The sequence below is a fragment of the Novosphingobium cyanobacteriorum genome (assembly GCF_029436685.1).
Lineage (GTDB): Bacteria > Pseudomonadota > Alphaproteobacteria > Sphingomonadales > Sphingomonadaceae > Novosphingobium > Novosphingobium cyanobacteriorum.
The window spans coordinates 22,076-44,419 of sequence record NZ_JAROCY010000027.1; the positions used below are offsets into that span (position 1 = coordinate 22,076).

At 64.6% G+C, this 22,344-nt stretch carries 23 protein-coding genes and 1 tRNA gene; 17 read left to right on the forward strand and 7 right to left on the reverse strand.

Annotation, left to right across the window (positions count from 1 at the left end; translation table 11 throughout):
* The first annotated feature begins 62 nt into the window (after positions 1-62).
* The 5 genes from POM99_RS19645 (at position 63) to POM99_RS19665 (ending at position 3,786) form a co-directional block, all read left to right on the forward strand.
* Positions 63-938: a TraB/GumN family protein gene (locus tag POM99_RS19645; protein WP_277280388.1), complete on the forward strand. Its 876-nt coding sequence runs from the start codon at positions 63-65 to the stop codon at positions 936-938.
* Positions 935-1,810, forward strand: a complete 876-nt coding sequence (locus POM99_RS19650) for a TraB/GumN family protein (protein ID WP_277280389.1) — start codon at positions 935-937, stop codon at positions 1,808-1,810. The genes POM99_RS19645 and POM99_RS19650 overlap by 4 nt, the downstream gene beginning before the upstream one ends.
* 120 nt (positions 1,811-1,930) lie before the next feature.
* A complete protein-coding gene (locus tag POM99_RS19655; protein WP_277280390.1) occupies positions 1,931-2,533 on the forward strand; it encodes a 50S ribosomal protein L25/general stress protein Ctc in 603 nt (200 codons plus the stop codon).
* A 108-nt stretch (positions 2,534-2,641) separates the two neighbouring features.
* Complete coding sequence (pth, locus tag POM99_RS19660) at positions 2,642-3,211, forward strand: aminoacyl-tRNA hydrolase (RefSeq protein WP_277280391.1); 570 nt, start codon at positions 2,642-2,644, stop codon at positions 3,209-3,211.
* Positions 3,212-3,399: 188 nt separating this feature from the next.
* Positions 3,400-3,786: a PEP-CTERM sorting domain-containing protein gene (locus POM99_RS19665; RefSeq protein WP_277280392.1), complete on the forward strand. Its 387-nt coding sequence runs from the start codon at positions 3,400-3,402 to the stop codon at positions 3,784-3,786.
* A 72-nt stretch (positions 3,787-3,858) separates the two neighbouring features.
* On the opposite strand, the gene POM99_RS19670 is transcribed toward POM99_RS19665, so the two are convergent.
* Positions 3,859-5,355: a tetratricopeptide repeat protein gene (locus POM99_RS19670; RefSeq protein WP_277280393.1), complete on the reverse strand. Its 1,497-nt coding sequence runs from the start codon at positions 5,353-5,355 to the stop codon at positions 3,859-3,861.
* A 224-nt stretch (positions 5,356-5,579) separates the two neighbouring features.
* Here POM99_RS19670 and POM99_RS19675 point away from each other — a divergent pair, with 224 nt between their 5' ends.
* Complete coding sequence (locus tag POM99_RS19675) at positions 5,580-6,293, forward strand: cistern family PEP-CTERM protein (RefSeq protein WP_277280394.1); 714 nt, start codon at positions 5,580-5,582, stop codon at positions 6,291-6,293.
* Between the two features lie 86 nt (positions 6,294-6,379).
* On the opposite strand, the gene POM99_RS19680 is transcribed toward POM99_RS19675, so the two are convergent.
* Positions 6,380-7,894 (reverse strand): tetratricopeptide repeat protein, encoded by a 1,515-nt coding sequence (locus POM99_RS19680; protein WP_277280395.1) that lies wholly within the window; start codon positions 7,892-7,894, stop codon positions 6,380-6,382.
* Positions 7,895-7,977: 83 nt separating this feature from the next.
* Positions 7,978-8,931: an MBL fold metallo-hydrolase gene (locus POM99_RS19685; RefSeq protein ID WP_277280396.1), complete on the reverse strand. Its 954-nt coding sequence runs from the start codon at positions 8,929-8,931 to the stop codon at positions 7,978-7,980.
* Between the two features lie 119 nt (positions 8,932-9,050).
* Between POM99_RS19685 and ychF the strand changes: the two genes are divergently transcribed.
* Positions 9,051-10,151 carry a redox-regulated ATPase YchF gene (gene ychF / locus POM99_RS19690; protein ID WP_277280397.1) on the forward strand — a complete coding sequence of 367 codons (1,101 nt, stop codon included), beginning with the start codon at positions 9,051-9,053 and terminating at the stop codon, positions 10,149-10,151.
* A gap of 6 nt (positions 10,152-10,157) precedes the next feature.
* Here the strand turns inward: ychF and POM99_RS19695 are convergent, their stop codons facing one another.
* Positions 10,158-10,559, reverse strand: a complete 402-nt coding sequence (locus POM99_RS19695; RefSeq protein WP_277280398.1) for a MerR family DNA-binding protein — start codon at positions 10,557-10,559, stop codon at positions 10,158-10,160.
* A 41-nt stretch (positions 10,560-10,600) separates the two neighbouring features.
* Between POM99_RS19695 and POM99_RS19700 the strand changes: the two genes are divergently transcribed.
* Both POM99_RS19700 and POM99_RS19705 read left to right on the forward strand, forming a co-directional pair.
* Positions 10,601-11,368, forward strand: coding sequence for a glutaredoxin family protein (locus POM99_RS19700; RefSeq protein WP_277280399.1), 768 nt, complete (start codon positions 10,601-10,603; stop codon positions 11,366-11,368).
* 43 nt (positions 11,369-11,411) lie between these two features.
* The gene (locus POM99_RS19705) at positions 11,412-11,870 is read left to right on the forward strand and encodes a MaoC family dehydratase (protein WP_277280400.1); all 459 of its coding nucleotides are present in this window, start codon (positions 11,412-11,414) and stop codon (positions 11,868-11,870) included.
* Between the two features lie 21 nt (positions 11,871-11,891).
* On the opposite strand, the gene POM99_RS19710 is transcribed toward POM99_RS19705, so the two are convergent.
* A complete protein-coding gene (locus POM99_RS19710; RefSeq protein WP_277280401.1) occupies positions 11,892-12,395 on the reverse strand; it encodes a hypothetical protein in 504 nt (167 codons plus the stop codon).
* A 104-nt stretch (positions 12,396-12,499) separates the two neighbouring features.
* Here POM99_RS19710 and POM99_RS19715 point away from each other — a divergent pair, with 104 nt between their 5' ends.
* Positions 12,500-13,096 (forward strand): carboxymuconolactone decarboxylase family protein, encoded by a 597-nt coding sequence (locus POM99_RS19715; RefSeq protein WP_277280402.1) that lies wholly within the window; start codon positions 12,500-12,502, stop codon positions 13,094-13,096.
* Between the two features lie 2 nt (positions 13,097-13,098).
* Here POM99_RS19715 and mutL read toward each other — a convergent pair whose 3' ends face one another.
* A complete protein-coding gene (gene mutL / locus POM99_RS19720) occupies positions 13,099-14,946 on the reverse strand; it encodes a DNA mismatch repair endonuclease MutL (RefSeq protein WP_277280403.1) in 1,848 nt (615 codons plus the stop codon).
* 191 nt (positions 14,947-15,137) lie between these two features.
* Between mutL and POM99_RS19725 the strand changes: the two genes are divergently transcribed.
* The 7 genes from POM99_RS19725 (at position 15,138) to trxC (ending at position 21,804) form a co-directional block, all read left to right on the forward strand.
* Positions 15,138-16,184 carry a rod shape-determining protein gene (locus POM99_RS19725; protein ID WP_277280404.1) on the forward strand — a complete coding sequence of 349 codons (1,047 nt, stop codon included), beginning with the start codon at positions 15,138-15,140 and terminating at the stop codon, positions 16,182-16,184.
* Positions 16,185-16,269: 85 nt separating this feature from the next.
* Positions 16,270-17,175, forward strand: a complete 906-nt coding sequence (gene mreC / locus POM99_RS19730) for a rod shape-determining protein MreC (protein ID WP_277280405.1) — start codon at positions 16,270-16,272, stop codon at positions 17,173-17,175.
* 7 nt (positions 17,176-17,182) lie between these two features.
* Positions 17,183-17,734 carry a rod shape-determining protein MreD gene (locus POM99_RS19735; protein WP_313792152.1) on the forward strand — a complete coding sequence of 184 codons (552 nt, stop codon included), beginning with the start codon at positions 17,183-17,185 and terminating at the stop codon, positions 17,732-17,734.
* Between the two features lie 2 nt (positions 17,735-17,736).
* Positions 17,737-19,818, forward strand: a complete 2,082-nt coding sequence (gene mrdA, locus POM99_RS19740; RefSeq protein ID WP_438823033.1) for a penicillin-binding protein 2 — start codon at positions 17,737-17,739, stop codon at positions 19,816-19,818.
* A 3-nt stretch (positions 19,819-19,821) separates the two neighbouring features.
* Entirely contained in the window at positions 19,822-20,937 is a 1,116-nt protein-coding gene (gene rodA / locus POM99_RS19745) for a rod shape-determining protein RodA (protein ID WP_277280406.1), read from the forward strand.
* 80 nt (positions 20,938-21,017) lie between these two features.
* Positions 21,018-21,093: transfer RNA gene (locus POM99_RS19750), tRNA-Lys, on the forward strand.
* A gap of 264 nt (positions 21,094-21,357) precedes the next feature.
* A complete protein-coding gene (trxC, locus tag POM99_RS19755) occupies positions 21,358-21,804 on the forward strand; it encodes a thioredoxin TrxC (RefSeq protein ID WP_066557096.1) in 447 nt (148 codons plus the stop codon).
* Positions 21,805-21,883: 79 nt separating this feature from the next.
* Here the strand turns inward: trxC and POM99_RS19760 are convergent, their stop codons facing one another.
* The gene (locus tag POM99_RS19760; protein ID WP_277280407.1) at positions 21,884-22,228 is read right to left on the reverse strand and encodes a DUF302 domain-containing protein; all 345 of its coding nucleotides are present in this window, start codon (positions 22,226-22,228) and stop codon (positions 21,884-21,886) included.
* Positions 22,229-22,344 lie beyond the last annotated feature (116 nt).

Here is a 22,344-nt window from a genome sequence, read left to right on the forward strand (position 1 = left end):
CGGCCCACAACGGGTAATCTGCTGCTTGCGGGAGGCAACGGCTTGGTCCATCGCTCCCCGGCATGATCCCGGCCTTCCGTTTCCTTGCCGCCGCGTGGCTGGCGCTTGCCCCGTTGCAGGTGGCGCTGGGGCAGGAGGTTCTGCATCCGGCGCTATGGAAGGTGCAGGACGAAGACACCACGATCTGGCTGTTCGGCACGGTGCACATGCTGCCACCCGGAAAAGACTGGCTGACCGGACCGATTGCGCAGGCGGTGGATGGATCGGCCGAACTGGTGACCGAGGTATTAGACCCATCGGGCGCACAAACGCAGGCCGCCCTGCTGGAACGGGCCATGTTGCCGCCGCGGCGGACATTGCGGGGCCTGATGCGCCCAGGGCAGCGTGCCGCCTTTGAGGCATTCATGAAAAGCCATGGCCTGCCGCTGCAGGCCTTCGACCGGTACAAGCCGTGGTATGCGGCCGTGGTGCTTTCATCCCTGCCCCTGTTGCAACAGGGCTTTTCGGTGCGGCACGGGGTGGAAACGGCGCTGGAACAGCGCGCTGCCGATCGACCGCACGGCGCGCTTGAGAGTGTGGACCAGCAGCTGTCATTGCTCGACGGGCTGCCGCGCGGCGTTCAGCTGCGCTATCTGGCCGAAGTGATCAGCGAATACGACACGATCCCGGCCGAGGTCGAGAAAATGGCGCTGGCCTGGGGCACGGGGGATGCCGAAGGTTTGGCCCGGTTGATCAACGAGGACGAAGGAAAGGACGACCCGCTGCTGACCGACGTGCTGATCCTGCGGCGCAACCGTGCGTGGGCCGATTGGGTGCGGCAGCGGCTGAAGCAGCCGGGCACGGTGTTCGTGGCGGTGGGTGCCGGCCACCTCGCCGGATCGGGCAGCGTGCAGGACGTGCTGGCGAAGTCCGGCATTGCCGCGGCGCGCGTGCAATGAGGCGCTGGCTGGCCGCGATCGCGCTGGCTGCGCTGGCTGCGTGCCACAAGCCTGCGCCCGAACCGGTGCAATCGCGCGTGGCGATCTGGGAGATATCCGACGCGGCGGGCGTGCACGGCTGGATCATGGGCACGGTGCACGCGCTGCCCCCCGGCACGCATTGGCGCAGGGCGGCGATCGACCAGGCCTTGCAGCAGGCAGACCGGCTGGTGCTTGAGATCGGGCAGCCGCTGGACAGCGAGGTGGCGGGCGAGGCGCTGGGCAAGCTGGCGTTTACAGATGGCCTGCCGCCGCCATCGCAACGCATCGGGGTGAAGTTTCGCGCCGACCTTGCCAAGGTCTATCGCCAGTTGTCGTTGAACGACGAGCAGTTCAAGGACCAGGAAAGCTGGGCCGTGGCGCTGCAGATCGCGGCAATCGGCGGGCAGAAGAACGGCATGGATCCGGCCAGCGGCGTGGAGCCGGAGCTGCGCAAGGCCATCGGCAATCGCCCGGTGGCGGGGCTGGAGACGCTGGATGGACAGTTTGGCGCGTTCGACAGGCTGCCGGAACGGGCGCAGACGGTCCTGCTGGAGCAGGTGGCGGTGGAAGCGGCCGACAGCAAGGACGACGACGCAGACATGATGGCGCTGTGGCTGCGCGGCGACGAGCTGGGCATGGCGCGCGAGGCGACGACCGGATTCCTTGCCGACGGGGTGATCCGCGATGCTTTGCTGACGGGGCGCAACCGGGTGTGGGCCGACGAGATCGACCGCATGCTGAGAGCGGGCAGCCGCCCTTTCATCGCCGTGGGCGCAGCGCATGTGGTGGGCGCGGACGGATTGCCGCGGATGCTGATGGCGCGCGGGTGGAAGGTGAAGCGCATCCAATAGCGCCAGAAAGCTTGCGTTTTGCGGCGGAACCGCTATGGCCCGCCGCTTCCCGTCATGGTCATCCCTGGAGGCGTGGCGGGTTGATTTGTTCAACATATGCATTTTCGGAAGGTACAGTCCATGAGCGAGACGCTTACGCTGGCTGCCGAGACGCGCGATCGGGTTGGCAAGGGAGCCTCCCGAGTACTGCGTCGCGAAGGCCGCATCCCCGCCGTGATCTACGGCGAAAAGCAGGATCCCATTGCGATCCACGTTGAAGAAAAGGCGCTGGTCAAGGCGCTGGGCACCGGCCACTTCTTCAACTCGATCGTCGAGCTCACCGTGGGCGGCGAAACCGTTCGCACGCTGCCCAAGGACGTTGCCTTCCACGCGGTTACCGACCGTCCGGAACACGCCGACTTCCTGCGCCTTTCGGCCGACCATGCCGTGCACGTGAACGTGCCGGTGGTGTTCGCCAACGAAGAGAAGTCGCCCGGCCTGAAGAAGGGCGGCGTGCTCAACATCGTGCGCCACGAGCTGGAGCTGGTCTGCACCCCCGACGCGATCCCCGACGAGATCGCCATCGACGTGTCCGGCTATGACGTGGGCGAATCGATCCACATCAGCGCGGTGACCCTGCCGGCTGGCGTGAAGAGCGCGATCACCGATCGCGACTTCACCATCGCCACCGTGGTTGCCCCCTCCTCGCTGAAGAGCGAAGAAGGCGACACCACCAAGGCCTGATCGGCTTTGCAGGTTGGTTCAAAGGACCCCTTCTGCCCGGTGCAGGAGGGGTTCTTCTTTTGCGCGCCGCCATCTGCCATGGCAGAGGCGCACTGAAAGGAGCGCTCCATGCAAGTCTGGGTCGGCTTGGGCAATCCCGGGCCCCAATATGCGCTGCATCGCCACAACGTGGGCTTCATGGCGCTGGACACCATTGCCGAGGTGCACAGCTTCGGACCGGTGCAGAAGAAGTTCCAGGGCTGGGTGCAGGAAGGCCGCATCGGCACGCAGAAGGTGCTGCTGCTGAAGCCTGCCACCTTCATGAACGAAAGCGGCCGTTCGGTGGGCGAAGCGCTGCGCTTCTACAAGCTGGGCGTGGAAGCGTTGACCGTGTTCCATGACGAGCTCGACCTCGCCCCGTTCAAGGTGAAGGTGAAGCAGGGCGGCGGCACCGCCGGGCACAACGGCCTGCGTTCGATCGACAAGCACCTGGGGCCGGATTTCCGCCGGGTGCGGATCGGTATCGGCCATCCCGGACACAAGGATCGGGTGACCGGGCACGTACTGGGCAATTTTGCCAAAACGGAGCAAGATGACCTGACGGACATGCTGGGCGCCATGGCGGCCGAGGCGGACTGGCTGGCCAAGGGTGACGACGTGCGCTTTATGAACGATGTTACGTTGCGATTGAATTCATAAGAAATTCGTTTTCGCAGACGCAGAAATTCATGAAGGTTAACGCTAAAAAGTCGGTGGAGCTTACAATCCTTACAACGAACCGGCCCGGTTAACCTTTCAAACTCCTGATTTTCTTGAATTGGCACGCTCTCTGCAAAGGATGTTGGCAACCAAACTCACGGTTACCGACATTTGACAGGGGAACAGTCATGAAGCGCATCGCCATCATCGCCGCAGCCATGATCGGCTCGTTCGGCTTCGCCGGTCAGGCCAACGCCTGGCTCTTCCACAAGCACTACTGCAACTGCGGTGACTCCACCGGCGCCGGCATGTGCACCTCGACCTCGTCCACCTCGACGACCTCGGGCGGCACCACCACCTCGACGACTTCGGGCGGCACCACCACCTCGACCACTTCGGGCGGTACCACCACGTCGACGACCTCGGGCGGCACCACCACCTCGACGACCTCGACCACGTCGGGCGGCACCACCAGCTCGACCACTGGCGGCACCGACGTGCCTGAACCGGGCATGCTGGGCATGATGGGCCTGGGCTTCATCGGCCTGGCCGTGGCGCGTCGTCGTCGCCGCTGATCGCACAACGATCGCATGAAAAGGGGCGCTGCCGGACCCCCGGCAGCGCCCCTTTCTGCTTTGGGCCAACCTTCAGCCGCCCGCGTGCGCAGCCCGGGCCAGGTCACCCCGGAAAACGCGGTTGGCGGGATCGAGCTCGCTCGCCTGCTTGAGCAGGCGCTGCGCCTGATCCGGGTCACGCCCTGCGTTCATCCGGACCAGCCCGGCAATATGCAACATGTCGGGATTGCGTGGTTCGATCAGCAGGGCCTTGTCGGCAAACCCGATCGCCTGATCGTGCTGGCCGCCGTTGCTGCTGGCAAATGCCAGACGCTTGAGCACTTCGGCATCTCCTTCGTGTCCCGGAATCTGGCGCAGCGCATTCACCGCGCCTGACCAGTCCCGCCGGGCCATGGCCGCCTGCGCAGCCCCGGCGGCACGGGCGTTGGCGTCGAGCTGCGGGGAGGACAACCGCGCCTGCAGCGCCGGCAGGGACGGATCGTTGATCTTCTGCGCGGCCCGCACGGCAAGGTCCAGTTCCCGCTTTCCCGCAAGCACGCTGTCAGAGAGCGGCCGAACCGTGCGCAGGGCAGATGCGCCGTCGCCGGTCGCCAGCAGCGATTCCGCCAGCATCAGCCGCGCGTAGGGATTCTGGGGCGAGAGTGACAGCGCCTTGGCGAACCACGCTCGTGCCTGCTCGGGATGGTCCAGCGCCAGCAGCGCCTCGGCATAGGCCATGCCTTCGAACGAGCGCGCATCCAGCGTGGATTCGCGTGAGGCAAGCGTGCTGCGCACTTTCTCCCACTCGCCCTTTTCGGCCGCGATCTGCACCACCATGGCCTGAACCCGGCTGTCCTTGGGCGCGATCTTCTCGGCCTTGGCGACATAACTCGCCGCCTCGTCAACCTTGCCGCGGATGTCCGCTCCAGTCGCCAATGCCAGCAGGGGTTCGATCCGGCGGGTGTAGCGCTTTGCCGCCTTGCTCCAGAACCCGGCCGCTTCGTCCTGCCGTCCCTGCCGACTGGCAAGGTCTCCGGCAAGCATCAGCGTGTCCAGCCGATCAGGAGCGATCTTCTGCATCACGGCAAGCGCCTGCGCCACCCCGGCATAGTCCTGCGCATCAAGCAGGAAGCGGGCGTAATCGCGCGTCGTAGCCATATCGTCGCCGGCGGCCATCCCCTTGCGGAAAGCATCAAGGGCGGCGGGTCCATCATCTTCGGCAAGGTGCGCCAAGGCGCGCAAGCGCCATGCCGAAGGCGCCTGATCGTTGCCGAGGAGCTGGAACACCTGCCGTTCCTGGCCGCGCAGCAGGGCGGCCTCTGCCAGCATGCGGCTGATCTCCGGTCCGCTCGCGCCTGCAGACTGCAGACGCACCAGCGTGGCCTGCGCCCCATCACCATCGCGCAGTTCAAGCTGTGCCTTGGCGAGCAGGGCCAGCATGTCCTTGTCGGCGGAATTGGCTTCCAGCGCAGCAAGCGCATCGGTGCGGGCCGTGGCGAAATCCTCGGCGGCGAATGCCTTTCGGGCGGCATCCGCGCGATCTGCAGGGTCGCCGCCGCACGCGGCAAGCGCAAGAAGGCTGGGCAACACAATTGCGGCCAGAAGGCGTGGTCGTCTCATGGCGCGCGAAAATGCCATCGATCGCTGAAATTTCCGTGAAGGCACGTTCCGCCAAAGACCGCCCGAGCATCGCAGAACCGTCGGTCTCGTTTACAGACCTCAACCCTGTTAACCACCAAGAATGGCGTAAATCAGCGCTTGGCACGCCCGTTGCGTAACAAAATTCATACAGATTTTAACCAGGGGGTTTGGGCATGCGCTTCACCAAGACTATCGCCGGATTAATCGCCGCAGCGGCCATGGCCGCCACCTCGCCCGCATTCGCAGATTCGATGACCTTCGCTTCCAGCGACATCGGCAAGACCGTGACACTTGGGTACAACGGCTACACCGGCACTGACTCGACGGCCTCGATCTCGGGCTTGACCGGTTCAACCACCTTCACGCTCACGGGCGTATCGGGCAACGATTACACCTTCGATTACTCGGTCGCCAACACCACTTCGGCACCCGTGGCGGACTCGCGCATCTCGAGCTTCGCATTCGACACCGATCCCTCGATCGCTTCGGCCAGTTCGACGGGCGCCTATTCTTACACCACGCTCAACTCGAACTACCCGAACGGCATCGGCACGGTTGACGTGTGCTTCAAGGACGCAGCAACTGGAGCGTGCGCCGGCGGCGGCAGCGGCGGCCTCACTGCTGGCCAGACTGGCACCGGCACCTTCACCCTCAGCTTCTCGACTGCGCCGAGCGCGCTGACGCTGAGCAATTTCTTCGTGCGCTACCAGTCGATCGTCGGCGTCAATGGCGTCTCTTCGGCCAGCGGCGCCGGCACGATCAGCTCAACCAGCAGCACCACGGGCGGCACGCCCGTTCCCGAACCGGGCATGCTCGGGCTGTTCGGCGCGGGCGCGATTGCCCTCGCCTTCGCCCGCCGCCGCAAGCCGACGCTCGCTGCGGCCTGATGGACGGACAAAGCCTGCGCCGTCGCAAGGCGGCGTAGCATTAAGGGCGCTTCCGGGATGGCGGAGGCGCCCTTTTTCTTCGTGAGTTATCCCTGCTGCGCCTGCCGCAGGTGATCGCGGATCGTCCGGTTCGCCGGAGCCTTGGCCGCAGCCCCGCGCAGTAGGCTCAGCGCCTTGGCCTTGTCGCCGCCTGACTGCACCAGCAGCCAGCCATAGGTATCCATCACCGACGGATTGTCGGGCGCGACGGCATAGGCGCGCTTGGCATAGTCAAGCGCCTTGGCAGTATTGCCCAACTGGCTGTGCGCCCAGGCAAGGTTGTTGAGCACCAGGGCATTCTTGCCGTCGGTGCCAGCCATGATCTGGTCATAGGCCTTGACCGCATTGCCCCAGTTGCCGGCCCGCATGGCGGCATCACCCGCAGTAAGAGCCGCCCCCAGGGCTCTTGGCGACGGAAAGCGGGCTCTGGCTTCGTAGGTGGCGAGATCAGGATCGCCGGCATCCTTGGCCGCACTGGCCAGAAGGCGCAGGTCGTCGACTGCGGCATCCTTGCTCCGCGCCAGGACCTTCAGCGTCTGCACCGCCCCGGCCGGATCGTGCCCGGCGATCTGGGCCTTTGCCATTTCCCGGCGGACCAACAGGTTATCTGGATTGCGGGTCAGCAAGGGAGCAAGCCGGGCCCGCGCCTGTTCAGGCTGGCCCAGCGCGATCAACGCGCGGGCATAGAGCACGACTGCATCGTCTCGGCCGGTAAGCTTGTCCTCGCTGGCCTGCAGGATTTCCCTCACCTTGTCCCACTTGCCGCGCTCGGCAGCGGCGCGCGCGGTCAGGTAGGCTACGGTTCCGTCGGGATCGTTGCCGGGCATGGCCTTCAGCGCGGCTTCCATCTCATCGATGCGGCCGAGATCGCCCAGCACGCCGACCTTCCCGGTCAGGGCCGCAAGGTTGCCCGGATAGGCCTTGGCCGCCTTGTCATAGGAGGCCAGCGCACGCGCCAGATCGCCTTCGGCCGTGGACACGATCCCATCGGCGATCATCGGATCCAGCGCTCCACCATCGGCGGCCAAAGCCTTGTCCACCATGGTTCGCGCCGCGACAGCATCCCCACCCATCAGCGCCAGCTTTGCGGCCGCAGCCAGCAGTCGCGGATCGGCGGGTTCGGCCTTCAGCCCCGCCTCGAATGCTGCTTTTGCTCCCGCACGGTCGTTCTTGGCCAGTAGCGCCAACCCGCGAATGCGCTGGGCGCGGGCGGAACCATCGGCGCCGAGGTGCTGCAACGCATCGTCCGCCCTTCCCCGCAATAGCGCCGCTTCTGCCACCAGCAGGGCATAGTCTTTCGGACGCTTTGCGGTTGCCAGTTTCTGAAGGCTCGCCCCTGCGGCAACGCCATCTCCCAGCATCAGTGCATTGCGCGCATGAAGTTCGATCAGGCCGGCATCATCGGGGAAAGCGCCCAAAGCCACCGCCAGATCTGACTGCGCAGCCACGAAATCATGGACGGCAAAATGCTTGCGCGCCGCCTCCGCACTCGCCTTGGGGTCCTGCCCGCAACCGGCCAGAACCATGGCCAGCGCCAGGGACGCAATACCTAGAGACTTCATGCGGGCAACTCCACCATTGCAGGCGGAGCGCTATCACCAAGCCGCTAAGGAAGTCTGAAAATCATGTGAATTTCGCCAATCGATCATCCGGCCCAGCCCGCGATCATTCCGGCGTCGATGCCCTTGCCCAGCACGAACCGCGATCCCACCGCCGCGACCACGGCAGTGTGCCGATCAAGCGCAAGCAGTTCACGCAGCCGCACCGTCGCCTCGATCCCGGTGCAGTGGCCGCCCAGCAGGTAGCGCAGACCTTTCAGCCGCGCCGCAGTTTCCACCAACACCGCATCCGGCTTGGCGAACAGGTGGACGCCGCCGATCACCGCCAGCAAGGGTTCATTGCCGGTCATCGCCTGCGCGGCGTCGGCAATGTTCATGATTCCCGCATGGCCGCACCCGGTCACGATCACGCTGCCCTGTGCGGTCGGCATCACCAGCGAACTGTCCTCTGGCAGGTAATCCGCCACGCGTTTGCCGCCTTCATCCATCATCAGGCCGGGATTCCAGTTGGTTTCCGCATGATGGCGCGGAACCGGCCCCGTCAGCCATGCACCGGGCACGATTTCCGTCGGTACTGCATGGACGATCACCTGCCCGCCACTCGCGCGAAACGCATCGGCCAGCATGGGAAAGGTGTTTGCCGGCTTACCGTCCTTTTCGAAGCGCGGAGCGAAGATGCCTTCGCCCACATGCAGTCGCGAGAGGGATTTCGGATTCTTCGCCATCAGAGCCTTGCGCAGGGTCATCAGCCCCCCGGTGTGATCATCGTGGAAGTGTGAAATGATCACGTCTTCCACGTCGGAAAGATCGATGCCCATCGCCCTGGCGTTGTGCAGCACCACATCCGGGTTGGCTCCGGAGTCAAACAGCACCTTGCGCCCATCCACTTCCACCAGCGCGGAATAGCCCCACTCGCCCAGCCCTTCGTCGGCGAGCATGGTCGATAGCGTGGTCACTTTCACCGCACGCGCCATGGCAAGGTCCTTCGCCTCGGTCGCACGCGGGCCCAGCACGGCAAGTGCCGCCAGCAAAACCGCCATCAGCTTGCGCAATTCCCACGCTCCCCCTTGACCTCGCGGGCATAGCATACCATCGCGCGGCCCACGTAAAGACCGGGCGCCCACCCTTTTCACGCGCGCGCCGAACAAGGACTTCTTCGATGGGATTTCGCTGCGGGATCGTAGGGCTGCCGAACGTGGGCAAGTCGACGCTGTTCAACGCGTTGACGGAGACGCAGGCGGCGCAGGCGGCAAACTATCCGTTCTGCACGATCGAGCCGAACGTCGGCAACGTCGGCGTGCCCGATCCGCGGCTGGACAAGCTGGCCGAAATCGCCGGCAGCCAGAAGATCATCCCGACCCAGCTGGGCTTTGTTGACATTGCCGGACTGGTGCGGGGCGCATCCAAGGGTGAAGGCCTGGGCAACCAGTTCCTCGGCAATATCCGCGAGGTCGACGCCATCGTCCATGTGCTGCGCTGCTTCGAGAACGACGACATCCAGCACGTCGACAACAAGGTCGATCCGATCTCGGACGCCGAGACGGTCGAGACCGAACTGATGCTGTCGGACCTGGAAAGCCTGGAAAAGCGGGTGCCCGCGGCCGAGAAGAAAGCCAAGGCGGGCGACAAGGAATCCAAGGTGATCGCCTCGGTGCTGGGCCAGGCGCTGGAGCTGCTGCGCGAAGGCAAGCCCGCGCGGCTCACCCAGCCCCGCGATGACGAGGAAGCGCGCGTGTTCCGCCAGGCGCAGCTGCTTACCGCCAAGCCGGTGCTCTATGTCTGCAACGTGGAAGAGGAAAGCGCCGCCAACGGCAACGCCTTTTCCGCCCGCGTGTTCGAAAAGGCCAAGGCGGAAGGCGCCAATGCCGTGATCGTGTCCGCAGCCATCGAATCCGAACTGGTCGGCATGGATCCCGAAGAGCGCACCGTGTTCCTTGAGGAAATGGGCCTGCACGAAACCGGCCTCGCCCGCGTGATCCGCGCGGGGTACGAGCTGCTGCACCTGATCACATTCTTTACCGTCGGACCCAAGGAAGCGCGGGCATGGACCGTGCATCAGGGCGCCAAGGCGCCGGACGCCGCGGGCGAGATCCACTCCGACATGCAGCGCGGCTTCATCCGTGCCGAGACCATCGCCTATGACGATTTCGTCTCGCTAGGCGGTGAATCTGCCGCGCGCGATGCGGGCAAGCTGCGCCAGGAAGGCAAGGAATACGTGGTGAAGGACGGCGACGTCCTGCACTTCAAGTTCAACGTCTGATTTCGATCAGCCTGCTTCGAACGCGGCGATGATCGGGCATGGCCCGGCTTCGCCGTGGGCGCATTCCTTCGTAAGGCGCCGCAATGCCTTGCGCGCCTGTTTCAGCGCCGCGATCTGCGCATCGATCATTTCCAGCCTGGCGTTGGCCAATGCGCGCACGCGTGGCCGGTCGGTTCCCGAATCAAGCGCAAGCAATTCCGCGATCTCCGCCAGCGTGAAGCCGGCACCCTGTGCGCCGCGGATGAAGCGCAGCGTGCGGACATCGCCTGCGCCGTAGTGCCGGATGCCTGCCGAACGCATTTTGCGACCGGGACGGGGATCGGGCAGCAACCCCTTGCGTTGATAGAAGCGCACCGTTTCCACGCCCACGCCACCTGCATGCGCCAGTTCCGCAATCGTCAGGGCCATTGTTGACTCCGTACCTTGGTACGGAATGTATAAGGGTCTCCATGAACGGAAACCACCATTCCTCCACCCCATCCCGCCGTGCCGTGCTCTATCGCATGGTCATGCCCAGACACCTCTGCCCCTATGGCGTGAAAGTGAAGCACCTGCTCGAGCGCAAGGGCTTCATCGTCGAGGACCACTGGCTGACCACGCGCGAGGAAACCGAGGCGTTCAAGGCCGAACATGGAGTGAAAACCACGCCGCAGGTGTTCATCGATGGGCAGCGGATTGGTGGGCACGACGATACCCGGCGCTTCCTCGGCCTCAAGGTCGCCGATCCCGACGCCGTCAGCTATGTGCCGGTGCTGGCGGTGTTTGCCATCGCCGCCGCCCTCGCCATGGCGGTCAGCTTCACGGTTTTCACCTCGCCCTTCACACCGCGCGCGCTCGAATGGTTCGTCGCGTTCGCGATGGCGATCCTCGCCATGCTCAAGCTGCAGGACGTCGATCGTTTCGCCACGATGTTCCTCGGTTACGACCTGCTGGCTCGTCGCTTTGTGCCCTTTGCCTACGCATACCCTTTTCTCGAGGCGCTGGCCGGGGTGCTGATGGCGGCAAGGGCGCTTGACTGGCTGTCGATCCCCATCGCGCTGTTTATCGGCGGCGTGGGCGGCGTATCGGTCTTCCATGCGGTTTACGTGCAGAAGCGCGAACTGAAATGCGCCTGCGTCGGTGGATCAGGCCGGGTCCCGCTGGGCTTTGTCTCGTTGACCGAGAACGTGGCGATGGTCGGCATGGCGCTGTGGATGCTGGCGCGCCCGATGATTTAACCGATCGGTTGACACAGCCGATGGCGCGGACCAAACCCGGCACATGCAGTACTACGAAGACCTTGAGATCGGCGTCCCCAACCGCTTCGGCCACTATGAGGTCACGCGTGAGGAAGTGATCGACTTTGCCCGCAAATACGATCCCCAGGCCTTTCACCTCGACGACGAGGCGGCAGCGAAGACCCACTTCGGCCGCCTTTCGGCCAGCGGCTGGCATACCTGCGCGATGACGATGGCGATGATCGTCGCCAACCACACGGACAATGGCCACGCCGGGCTCGGCTCGCCGGGGATGGACGAACTGCGCTGGCTGACCCCGGTCTATCCTGGAGACACGCTGCGCGTGGAATCTACCGTGGTCGAAAAGCGCCGCAGCAAGTCCAAGCCCGAAATGGGCCTGTTCCGCACCAAGACCACCGTGTTCAACCAGCACGATGTGCCGGTCATGACCTACACCGCGCTGGCCATGATCGCCACGCGCGATCCGGGCGGAAGTGATTGACCGGCTACACCAAGGCTTGCCCTACATCGGCTTGCATTGGGCCGTGCCCTTGCTGTTGTACACAACCTGATCGTGGGGATCGGTGATCGTCAGCTGCGCATCGAACATATCGACAAGGCCGTTCCTGGTCGCCTTCCCGCCCTCGATCTTTGTCAGCGTCAACGCGTATTCCTTCCCGACATAGTGCGACCATGCGCCCTGTGGCAGCTTGGTGCTGCCCTTGTCCGCCGCCAGCACCACCGGCTTGTCGTCCAGCTTGATGATCCCGCGCTCTTCCTGCGCGAGCAGCGCGGCGCCCATACCACCATCCACGGCAACGAAATTGCAGCCGGAACCATAGAACTTGTTGGACACGATATCGAAATAGACGATCGGCTGCGGCGTGATCGGCTTGGCTGGCGGCTTGGCATTCTGCGCCGCCTTTACCGCGGCAATGTCCCTGGCGTCCTGCGCCGCCTTGTCCTCACCCTGCCCGGAGCAGGCAGCCAGGAACAGCGGCACGACCAGGCCAATGCACGTCTTCATCCGATCCCCCGTCTCGTTTGATCGGAGCCTATAACAAGTACGCATTGCCGCAAGCCCTTCTCCATGTGTTCCTGTTGTACGGGAGAAAACGAAAGGCACCGGTCATGAGCCGCATCACGTTGATCGAACACGATGGGTGGAGCGACGAACTGCGCGCGCTCACCCACCCTGAAACCATGAGCACGCTGGAACGCGGCACGTTGCGCATCATGGCGCACAAGCCAAAGACCGCAGCCGGCTTCGTCCAGTTCTTCGGCGCGTTGCGCGGGGATCGCACCCTGCCGGAACGCATGGCCGAGCTGATGCGCCTGCGGATCGCCTTCCACAACCAGTGCCGCAGCTGCATGGCCATCCGCTATGCTCCAGCGGCGGCCGACGGCGTGGACGAAGACCTCGTGTGCTCGCTCGAACGCCCTGCCGAGGCCGAAGACCTGACCGAGCGCGAAAAGCTCGCCATCGACTACGGCGAACGCCTCGCCACCAATCACCTTTCGATCGACGACGCCTACTACGAAAAGCTAAAGTCGCAGTTCACCGAGGCCGAGATCGTCGAGCTTGGCGTCTATGCCGCGATCTGCATCGGCATGGGTCGCCTCGCCGCGACGTGGGACATGGTCGAGGAACTGCCCAAAGCCTTTCAGCAGCGCAGTGCCGATCCGATCACCCCGTGGAAGCAGGAGGAAGTGATCGGCGTGCGCTGACCCTACTTTCGTCCGAACAGCTTCTCGATGTCGCCATGCGCCAGCTTGACCCAGGTGGGGCGGCCATGGTTGCATTGGCCCGATCGCGGCGTAGCCTCCATCTCCCGGAGCAATGCGTTCATCTCCGCCACCGACAGCGCGCGCCCCGCACGCACTGACCCGTGGCAGGCCATCGTCGCAAGTACGAGATCGAGCCGCTCGCCAAGCAGCAGGGCTTCACCGTTCTTTGCCAGGTCGTCGGCCACGTCGCGCACCAGCGCCTGCGGATCGCCCTTGGCCAGCGCCGCGGGCACGGCGCGCACCAGCATCGCCGCAGGGCCGAACCGTTCGAGCGCCAGGCCGAACTCCGCCAGCCTCCCCGCCGCCTCTTCCAGCCGATCACAGGCAGGTTCGTCCAGATCGACAACCTCGGGGATCAGCAGCGCCTGCGAGGGCGCGCTGCCCTCGCCCGCGCCAGCGGAACGCAGGCGTTCCAGAACCAGTCGTTCGTGCGCGGCATGCTGGTCCACGATCACCAGCCCATCTGCCGCCTCAGCCACGATATAGGTGTTGGCGACCTGCCCACGCGCCACGCCAAGCGGGTATTCCGCAGGCTCGGGAGCCGCTTCGGTCGCCTGCTCGGCCCTGGCCACCGGAGGTGCCAGAACCCCCGCTTCATAGCCGCGCCATGCCTGCCCGGCCTCGGTAACGCGCGGTTCGGGGCGCCATTGTGGCGCGGCGAAGATGCTTCGCTGTGCTTCCTGCGGAAACAGCGGAGCTGGCGGCGAAGGCGCGATCGGCTCCGCCCGCCAGGCCTGCATGGCCGCGGCATCGGGCTGCTGCGCGCTCCGCCTGTCTCCGGTGGACAGCGCATGGCGCAGACCGCTGACGATCATGCCGCGCACCAGCGCCGGATCGCGGAAACGCACCTCGGTCTTGGCGGGGTGGACATTCACGTCCACTTCGCTGGCGGGCACCTGCAGGAACAGCGCCAGCACGGCATGCCGGTCACGCGCCAGCATATCGGAATAGGCACCTCGCACCGCGCCGATCAGCAGCTTGTCCTTCACCGGCCTGCCGTTGACGAACAGGTATTGGTGGTCCGCCACTCCGCGATTGTAGGTGGGCAGCCCGGCCACGCCCATCAGGTGATAGTCGCCGCGGACCAGATCCACCGCGACCGCATTGTCCTTCAATTCGCGTGCAACCAGTTGTGCGACCCGCGCCTCTAACGTCTCGTGCGGCTGGACCTGCAGCGCGCGTCGTCCGTCGTGTTCCAGCGTGAACCCGATATCCGGCCGCGCCATCGCCAGCCGCCGCACCACCTCAAGCGACGCCGCCCACTCGCTGCGCGGAGAACGCAGGAACTTGCGCCTCGCAGGAATGCGCGCAAACAGGTCTTCTACCCGCACCCGCGTCCCCGGTGGCAAGGCGGCCGGCCCGTCGCCAACCAGCTCGCCATGGTCGACAACCCGCTTCCACGCCTCACCCGTCTCGCGACTGCGGCTTTCGATCGTCACGCGCGCAACCGATGCGATGGAGGGGAGCGCTTCACCGCGGAAGCCCAGCGTCTCAACGAGCTCGATCGATTCGCCTTCGCCAATCAGTCCCTCGGGCAACTTGCTCGTCGCATGGCGTTCCAGTGCCAGCGCGATCTCGTCCGCACGCATGCCGCAGCCGTCGTCCGTCACCTCGATCAGGCCCAGCCCGCCCTCGGCCAACCGCACCGAAATCGTTCCTGCGCCGGCGTCGATGGCATTCTCCACCAGCTCCTTGAGCGCGCTTGCAGGCCGCTCCACGACCTCGCCCGCGGCGATGCGGTTGATCAGGGTTTCGGGCAACCTGCGGATGGTGCGGACGCGTTCTGGCATGGTCGTGCATAGCCTAGCGACGAGTGCGCGGCATTTCGAGACGGATGGCTGGAGTTATCCCGCACTTGCCGCACAAATTGTTGGGTTTTGCCGCAGCGGTGCGCTAATGAGCCGCCTTCGCTGGACGCACCCAATTTTGGGGGGCGGTGCATTTCCATGCCCCAACCCTCGGATTCTTCACGGATTTCCTGATGGCCTCGATGATTTCCCGATTCTTCAAGTTCGGTTCCCAGAACATTGCGATCGACCTCGGCACTGCCAACACGCTGGTCTATGTTCAGGATCGCGGCATCGTGCTGAACGAACCCTCGGTCGTCGCCATCGAGACCATCAATGGCATCAAGAAGGTGAAGGCCGTGGGCGATGACGCCAAGATGATGATGGGCAAGACGCCCGACAACATCGAGGCGATCCGCCCCTTGCGCGACGGCGTGATCGCCGACATCGAAGTGGCCGAAGCGATGATCAAGCACTTCATCCAGAAGGTTCACGGCAAGAAGAGCCTGCTGCGCTATCCGGAAATCGTGATCTGCGTGCCTTCGGGCTCCACCTCGGTGGAACGCCGCGCCATCCGTGACGCCGCCAGCAACGCCGGGGCCAGCCAGGTCTACCTGATCCTTGAACCCATGGCCGCCGCCATCGGCGCGGACATGCCGGTTACCGAACCGGTCGGCTCGATGGTCGTCGACATCGGCGGCGGCACCACCGAAGTCGCCGTGCTTTCGCTGCGCGGCCTTGCCTACACCACCAGCGTGCGCGTGGGTGGTGACAAGATGGACGAAGCCATCGTCTCCTATGTCCGCCGCCATCACAACCTGCTGATCGGCGAAGCGACCGCTGAGCGCATCAAGAAGGACTATGGCATCGCCACAGTGCCGGCCGACGGCATCGGCGAGACGATCCACATCAAGGGACGCGATCTGGTCAACGGCGTGCCCAAGGAAATCACGATCACCCAGGCCAACGTGGCCGAAGCGCTGTCCGAACCGATCGGCGCCATCGTCGAAGGCGTCCGCATCGCGCTTGAGAACACCGCACCTGAACTGGCCGCCGATATCGTGGACCAGGGCATCGTGCTGACTGGTGGCGGCGCGCTGATCCGCGGGCTGGACGAGCACCTGCGCGAGGAAACCGGCCTGCCCGTCTCGGTGGCCGAAGACCCGCTTTCGTGCGTCGCTCTCGGCACGGGCCGGGCCATGGAAGATCCGATCTACCGCGGCGTGTTGATGACCGCCTGATCGCCGGTTCATCCGGCCTTCATCGCGCTGGCGCAAAGGCACCCGCCTTGGTTTCATTGGGCGCGGTTCGTAGGGGAAAACGATAATGGCGCGGTCGCAGGACCGGCGCCCGGGCTTTTCGCGCAGGGCGCAGTACGGGATCTTCACAGGCTACGTGGTCGCAGTGCTCGGCCTCGTGGCCGGGGTCGTGCTGCTCATTGTTTCGCTGGTCAATCCCGGAGCCTTCGGATTCGCTCGCGCCGCCGCGAGCGAGATTGCCCGCCCCGCCGGGCAGGCCGGCGCTGAAACGCGCGTTGCCGGGCAGAGCATCTTCGCCGCCATCGGTGCCTACTTCAACGCGGGCCGGCAGAACGCCGCGCTCAGCCGTGAAGTGGCCGCCGCCCGCGCCAATGCCGTCACCATGCGCGCGGTGCAGCAGGAAAACGCGCGGCTCAAGGCGCTTCTCGGAATCGTTGACCCTGCGCAACGCCCGGTCACGGCGGCACGCCTGATCGGCTCCACGTCCGCCAGTGCGCGGCGCTTCGCAATCCTCAACGTCGGCTCCACTTCCGGCGTGCGCGCGGGCCAGCCGGTGCGTGCGGCCGCAGGACTGGTGGGCCGCGTGATCGAGGTCGGACCCGATACGGCACGCGTGCTGCTTGTGACCGATCCCGAGAACGTGGTCCCCGTACGCCGCGCCAGCGACGGATTGCCCGCCTTCATCCAGGGCGGATCGAATGGCCGCATCGAGATTCGCCTGATCAACATGGGCATCAATCCGGTCCACAAGGGCGATGTGTTCGTCACCTCCGGCTCGGGCGGGATCTATCCGCCCAACATTCCGGTTGCAGTGGCCACCACGCCCCATCGCGATGGGGCGGAAGGCCATCTGGCCAGCGATCCATCCGAAGCCGATTTCGTGCTGGTGCTGCCCATCTTCCAGCAGAACGCCGTGGCCGCACTGGCGGAAAGCCAGAAGGTTGCCGGTCCCGCGCCTGACGGCGGAAACTGACGTGCCGGTGCTGCCCCGCCTCCCCGCAAGACCCGAAGACCTCGTCCGCAACCGGATCAACCGCGCGCCTTCAACCTGGCTGGCAACGGGCCTGCCGTGGGCGTCGATCATGCTGGCCTCGATGGCCACGTTCTCGCCGATCGTCTCATCCGCCCCGGTGCTGCCACCGCTTGCCTTCATGGTGCTGCTGGCATGGCGGATGCTGCGCCCCAGCCTGCTGCCGGTTTGGGCAGGGCTGCCCCTCGGCCTGTGGGATGATCTGTTCAGCGGGCAGCCGCTCGGCAGCGCGATCATCCTGTGGTCGGCGGCCATGCTGGCGATGGAGGCGATCGACGGTCGCTTCCTGTGGCGGGGCTTCGTGCAGGATTGGCTGGCAGCGTCGGCATTGCTGGCCGGTTATCTGGTCTTGGCCGCCACATTTGCGGGCCTTGCCGCCGGATACCCCTTGCCGCTCTCGGTCGGCCCGCAATTGCTGCTCAGCGTGGTTCTGTTCCCGGTCGTGAACCGGGCCGTCGCCTTGCTTGACCGTATTCGCCTGCTCCCGCTGCGGAGGTTGTAGCGGTGAAGCAGAAGCTGCCGATGACCTCGGCGATCCTAACCAACAAGTTCGAACGTCGCACTTTTGTGCTGGGCATGGCGCAGGCCGGCGTCGGCACGCTGCTGGCGGTGCGTCTCGGATACCTCGCGATCTTCGAGAATGACAAGTACAAGGCGGCTTCGGAAAGCAACCGCGTCAACCTGTCACTCATACCGCCACGCCGCGGCTGGGTGCTCGATCGCTTCGGGCAAGCGCTGGCTTCGAACCGTGCCGACTTCCGGGTCGACCTGATCCCCGATCGCGTCGTCGATGCTGACGCCACGCTCTCCACCCTTTCGGGCCTGCTCGGCCTCACGGCGGACAAGGTGGGCGACATCAAGGACAAGATGGAGAAGGCTCGTGGCTTCCAGCCGGTGGAGGTGGCGAGCAATCTCGATTGGGAGAAGTTTGCGGCCGTTTCGGTACGCCTGCCGGAACTGCCGGGCGTGATCCCCCAGCGCGGTTATTCGCGTTTCTACCCGACCGGAGCCTCGGTCGGCCACTTGGTCGGTTATGTCGGACCCGCATCGGCGGAGGATTATGAGAAGGAGCGCAACCCGCTGCTGATCACGCCGGGCTTCAAGATCGGCAAGGACGGTCTCGAAAAAAGCTTCGAGACCCGCCTGCGCGGCGTTCCCGGCGCGCGGCGGGTGGAAGCCACCGCATCGGGCCGCGTGGTGCGCGATCTCGGCACGAGGGAGGACGTCCCCGGCAAGCCGATCCAGCTGACCATCAACGCCGGCCTGCAGGACTACGCCGCGCGCCGCATCGGGCTGGAAAGCGGCTCGGTCGTGGTCATGGACTGCGAGACCGGCGATGTGCTGGCGATGGTCTCGATGCCCAGCTTCGATCCCAACAGCTTTTCCGACGGCATCGGCCGCATCGAATGGAAGATGCTGTCCGACGACGACCACGTGCCCCTGCGCAACAAGGTGCTGCGCGGCCTCTACCCGCCCGGCTCCACCGTGAAACCGATGGTCGCGCTGTCCTTCCTAGAGGCCGGACTTGATCCCGAGGCCTCGGTGGGGTGCGCCGGCGGGCTGCGCGTGGGCAACCGCGTGTTCCATTGCTGGAACCATCGCGGCCACGGCACGACCAACATGGCCAAGGGCATCTACCAGTCCTGCGACGTGTATTTCTACCACTTCGCCCAGCAGATCGGCATGGACACCATCGCCACGATGGCGAAGCGATTGGGGCTGGGCCAGGAATTCCCGATGCCCTATCCGGGCCAATCCTATGGCACCGTGCCGGATCCGGCCTGGAAGAAGCGCAAGTACAAGACCGATTGGGCGATCTACGATACGGTCAACGCCACCATCGGCCAGGGCTACATGCTGGTGAACCCGCTGCAGCAGGCGACAATGGCCTCGCGCATCGCCTCGGGCCTAAAGCTCAGCCCGCGCCTGCTTCTGGATCGCCACGCCCCGCGGCCTGAAAGCATGGGCTTCAAGCAGGAGCACCTGGATTACATCCATGCCGCGATGAACGAGGTGGTCAACGGTCGCGGCACCGCCGGCAAGGCACGCCTGCCGATCGAAGGTGTACAGATGGCGGGCAAGACCGGCACCGCGCAGGTCGTCGGGCTCAACGTCGGCAATGGCAAGGGCGGCCTGTGGAAGCACCGCGACCACGGTCACTTCATCTGCTTCGCCCCGTTCGACAAGCCCAAGTTCGCCTGTGCCGTGGTCATCGAGCATGGCGGCGGCTCGGGCGCGGCCTATCCAATCGCGCGTGACGTGATGACCTATGTCTTCGATCCGGCAAAGGCGATGGCGGTGCTCGAAGACTTCGAAAAGCAGTGGGGCGGCAACGTGCAGCAACGCATGGCCGCAAAGTACAACGCTTTTGCCGCGCAATATGGCGCCGCCGCGCCTGCCGCGCCCGACGAGCAGCAGGCGAGCGAGGAAGTGGCGGCGGAGAACAAGCCCATGCCCGAACCCACCGCCGCGCAGACCGATGCCGCACCGCCCGCGCCCGAGCCCGTGCCGATCACCGATCCCGCAGAGCAATCAGCGCCGGCGCCCGTTGCCAGCCCTTCCCCCGCTGCCATTCCGGGCACCTGAGCGATGCAGCGCGCCTACATACCCCAGATCATCGCGCGACAGCCCTGGCAGGTCATCATTCCGCTGACCCTGCTGGTCGTGTTCGGCGGCGCAGTGCTCTATTCGGCGGCCGGTGGGCATTTTCAGCCATGGGCGGCCATGCACGTGGCCCGGTTCTTCGTTTTCCTCGTCATGGCGATGCTGATCGCGCGCATTCCGCAGGACCTGTTCAAGCTCTCGGCGCTGCCGATCTACGCCATCCTGTGCTTGCTTCTGGTGCTGGTGGAACTGATCGGCGGGATCGGCGGCGGCAGCCAGCGCTGGCTGAATCTCGGTTTCATGACGCTCCAGCCGTCCGAACTGATGAAGCCGGGCATCGTGCTGGTGCTGTCCTGGTTCTACAGTTCGCTCCCCGTTGGCGAGGTGAACGGCTGGCGTGCGATCCTGCCCCCGGCAATCCTGCTCGGCATTCCCGCCGGCCTTGTGATGCTGCAGCCCGATCTCGGCACCGGCCTCGCCATCAGCTTCGGCGCGGTCATCATCATGTTCCTGGCAGGTCTGCCGCTGCGCCTGTTCATCGGCGGCGCAGTGGCCGGGGCGATCGCCGCGCCCCTCGCTTTCTTCTTCGCGCTGCACGATTACCAGCGCAAGCGGGTGCTGGTGTTCATGGATCCGGAAAGCGATCCGCTGGGATCAGGTTATCACATCACCCAGTCCAAGATCGCCATCGGATCAGGCGGCTTTCTGGGCAAGGGCTTCGGCAACGGATCGCAAAGTCACCTCGATTACCTGCCCGAGGCGCACACCGACTTCGTCTTCGCCACCATGAGCGAGGAATGGGGCATGATCGGGGGGCTATTCGTGCTCGCGATCTTCGCCATCGTGCTGCGCTGGGGCCTGAAGGTGGCGATGAACGCGCCTGACCGCTTCTCGCGGCTGCTGGCTGCGGGCATGACCACGACTATCTTCTTCTACATCTGCATCAACATGATGATGGTCATGGGCCTTGCCCCGGTGGTGGGAATTCCCCTTCCCTTCCTCAGCCATGGCGGCTCCTCGATGATGACGAACATGATCTGCATCGGCACGATCATGGCCGTGGATCGCTGGTCGCGCCGCGGCAGCAGCGGGCTTGTGTAGAAAACACAAATTGGGGCTTGGCAGGCCTGCAGAAATCGTTATGGGGGCGGCTCCCCGCGAGGGAAAGCCCGCCAGGGCATGGACGCATAGCTCAGTTGGTAGAGCAGCTGACTCTTAATCAGCGGGTCCTAGGTTCGAGCCCTAGTGCGTCCACCAAATTTCCAAATACTTACAGATAGTTAGACTATCTCCGGGATTGGGAATTCCATCCTCTTGAGTGGCTAGGTAGCTCTCTAGGTAGCGCGCTCCTGGAAACAGATTTTCTGAGCGAAAGTGCAAGAGAGCCGTAACGCTGGTTGTTTTCCGGCCCAGATCAAGCTCGCTTTCCAAGGCTGGCACGAATCGGCATTCTCAAAGTCGTCAGGCCTGCGGCTTATATTTGAGTTCCGCGATCCCATCCCTGCGGTACGAGGTGACCAAATGACAAATTCGGGTGCGATGATCGTGATCTGCCCGTCGTGCTCGACTGCAAATCGGGTGCCGAAGGATAAGCTTCTCGCGGGAGGCAAGTGCGGCCGATGCGGATCGCTGCTATTCCTAAAGCAGCCCTTGGTTCTCACCGCAGCCAACTTTGGTGCACACGCTACCAAAAGCGACATTCCGCTGCTCGTTGATTTCTGGGCAACCTGGTGCGGTCCTTGCCAGCAGATGGCTCCCGCCTTCACTGCGGCCGCCGGCCAACTCGAACCCAGAGTGCGTCTAGGAATGCTGGACACGGAAGCCGATCAGGCCGTTGCTGCCCGCTATGGAATCCGCTCGATCCCGACCCTGATCCTATTTTCAAAGGGGCGTGAGGTTGCCCGCCAATCTGGCGCGATGTCAGCTACTGCCATTGTCACCTGGGTGCGGCAGGCCCTTCCTGCATAGAATATGGTGCTAAATGCGGCGTCCGTATGCGAGAAGCTGGCGCTGCCAGCGGCACCGTCTCTGGCATGGGACCGAGACATTATTCAGATGCGCCTTGACGCAAAAGTTCGATAACCCGCGAGAGCTTGTCACGAACTACCTGCGCAGCCTTCGTCAATTCTGGATTATCGATTGCCTGCATTGAGGCCACCGGATCAATCGCGGCAACTTCGACCTCGCCGGAGCCGTACTGTTGGACAATGACATTACAGGGCAGCATCAGCCCGACCTTGTCTTCCACCTGCAACGCCTCATGGGCCAGGCCTGGATTGCACGCCCCAAGAATTGTGTAAGGCCGGAAATCGACGTCGATCTTCGACTTGAGTGTCTGCTGGATATCGATCCGGCTGATGACACCAAACCCTTCGGTTTTAAGGGCTGTCAATCGGCGTTCAAAGTTGACCCCCTGATCGGCGCGTAAAACTGACCCCCCTATCGGTCTGGCAGGCGGTTATCCCGGTAGTCCATGGGAGGGGCCCGCGCATGCCGTCGCGCGCCGTC

Bases quoted from the DNA above. Each gene is read 5' to 3' on its own strand.
- POM99_RS19715 (WP_277280402.1), top strand. From the start codon at position 12,500: ATGAGCCGCATCACGTTGATCGAACACGATGGGTGGAGCGACGAACTG.
- POM99_RS19705 (WP_277280400.1), top strand. From the start codon at position 11,412: ATGCAGTACTACGAAGACCTTGAGATCGGCGTCCCCAACCGCTTCGGC.
- POM99_RS19645 (WP_277280388.1), top strand. From the start codon at position 63: ATGATCCCGGCCTTCCGTTTCCTTGCCGCCGCGTGGCTGGCGCTTGCC.
- POM99_RS19725 (WP_277280404.1), top strand. From the start codon at position 15,138: ATGGCCTCGATGATTTCCCGATTCTTCAAGTTCGGTTCCCAGAACATT.
- POM99_RS19665 (WP_277280392.1), top strand. From the start codon at position 3,400: ATGAAGCGCATCGCCATCATCGCCGCAGCCATGATCGGCTCGTTCGGC.
- POM99_RS19695 (WP_277280398.1), bottom strand. From the start codon at position 10,559: ATGGCCCTGACGATTGCGGAACTGGCGCATGCAGGTGGCGTGGGCGTG.
- pth (WP_277280391.1), top strand. From the start codon at position 2,642: ATGCAAGTCTGGGTCGGCTTGGGCAATCCCGGGCCCCAATATGCGCTG.
- mreC (WP_277280405.1), top strand. From the start codon at position 16,270: ATGGCGCGGTCGCAGGACCGGCGCCCGGGCTTTTCGCGCAGGGCGCAG.
- trxC (WP_066557096.1), top strand. From the start codon at position 21,358: ATGACAAATTCGGGTGCGATGATCGTGATCTGCCCGTCGTGCTCGACT.
- POM99_RS19685 (WP_277280396.1), bottom strand. From the start codon at position 8,931: ATGGCGGTTTTGCTGGCGGCACTTGCCGTGCTGGGCCCGCGTGCGACC.
- POM99_RS19650 (WP_277280389.1), top strand. From the start codon at position 935: ATGAGGCGCTGGCTGGCCGCGATCGCGCTGGCTGCGCTGGCTGCGTGC.
- ychF (WP_277280397.1), top strand. From the start codon at position 9,051: ATGGGATTTCGCTGCGGGATCGTAGGGCTGCCGAACGTGGGCAAGTCG.
- POM99_RS19700 (WP_277280399.1), top strand. From the start codon at position 10,601: ATGAACGGAAACCACCATTCCTCCACCCCATCCCGCCGTGCCGTGCTC.
- rodA (WP_277280406.1), top strand. From the start codon at position 19,822: ATGCAGCGCGCCTACATACCCCAGATCATCGCGCGACAGCCCTGGCAG.
- mutL (WP_277280403.1), bottom strand. From the start codon at position 14,946: ATGCCAGAACGCGTCCGCACCATCCGCAGGTTGCCCGAAACCCTGATC.
- POM99_RS19675 (WP_277280394.1), top strand. From the start codon at position 5,580: ATGCGCTTCACCAAGACTATCGCCGGATTAATCGCCGCAGCGGCCATG.
- POM99_RS19655 (WP_277280390.1), top strand. From the start codon at position 1,931: ATGAGCGAGACGCTTACGCTGGCTGCCGAGACGCGCGATCGGGTTGGC.
- POM99_RS19680 (WP_277280395.1), bottom strand. From the start codon at position 7,894: ATGAAGTCTCTAGGTATTGCGTCCCTGGCGCTGGCCATGGTTCTGGCC.
- POM99_RS19710 (WP_277280401.1), bottom strand. From the start codon at position 12,395: ATGAAGACGTGCATTGGCCTGGTCGTGCCGCTGTTCCTGGCTGCCTGC.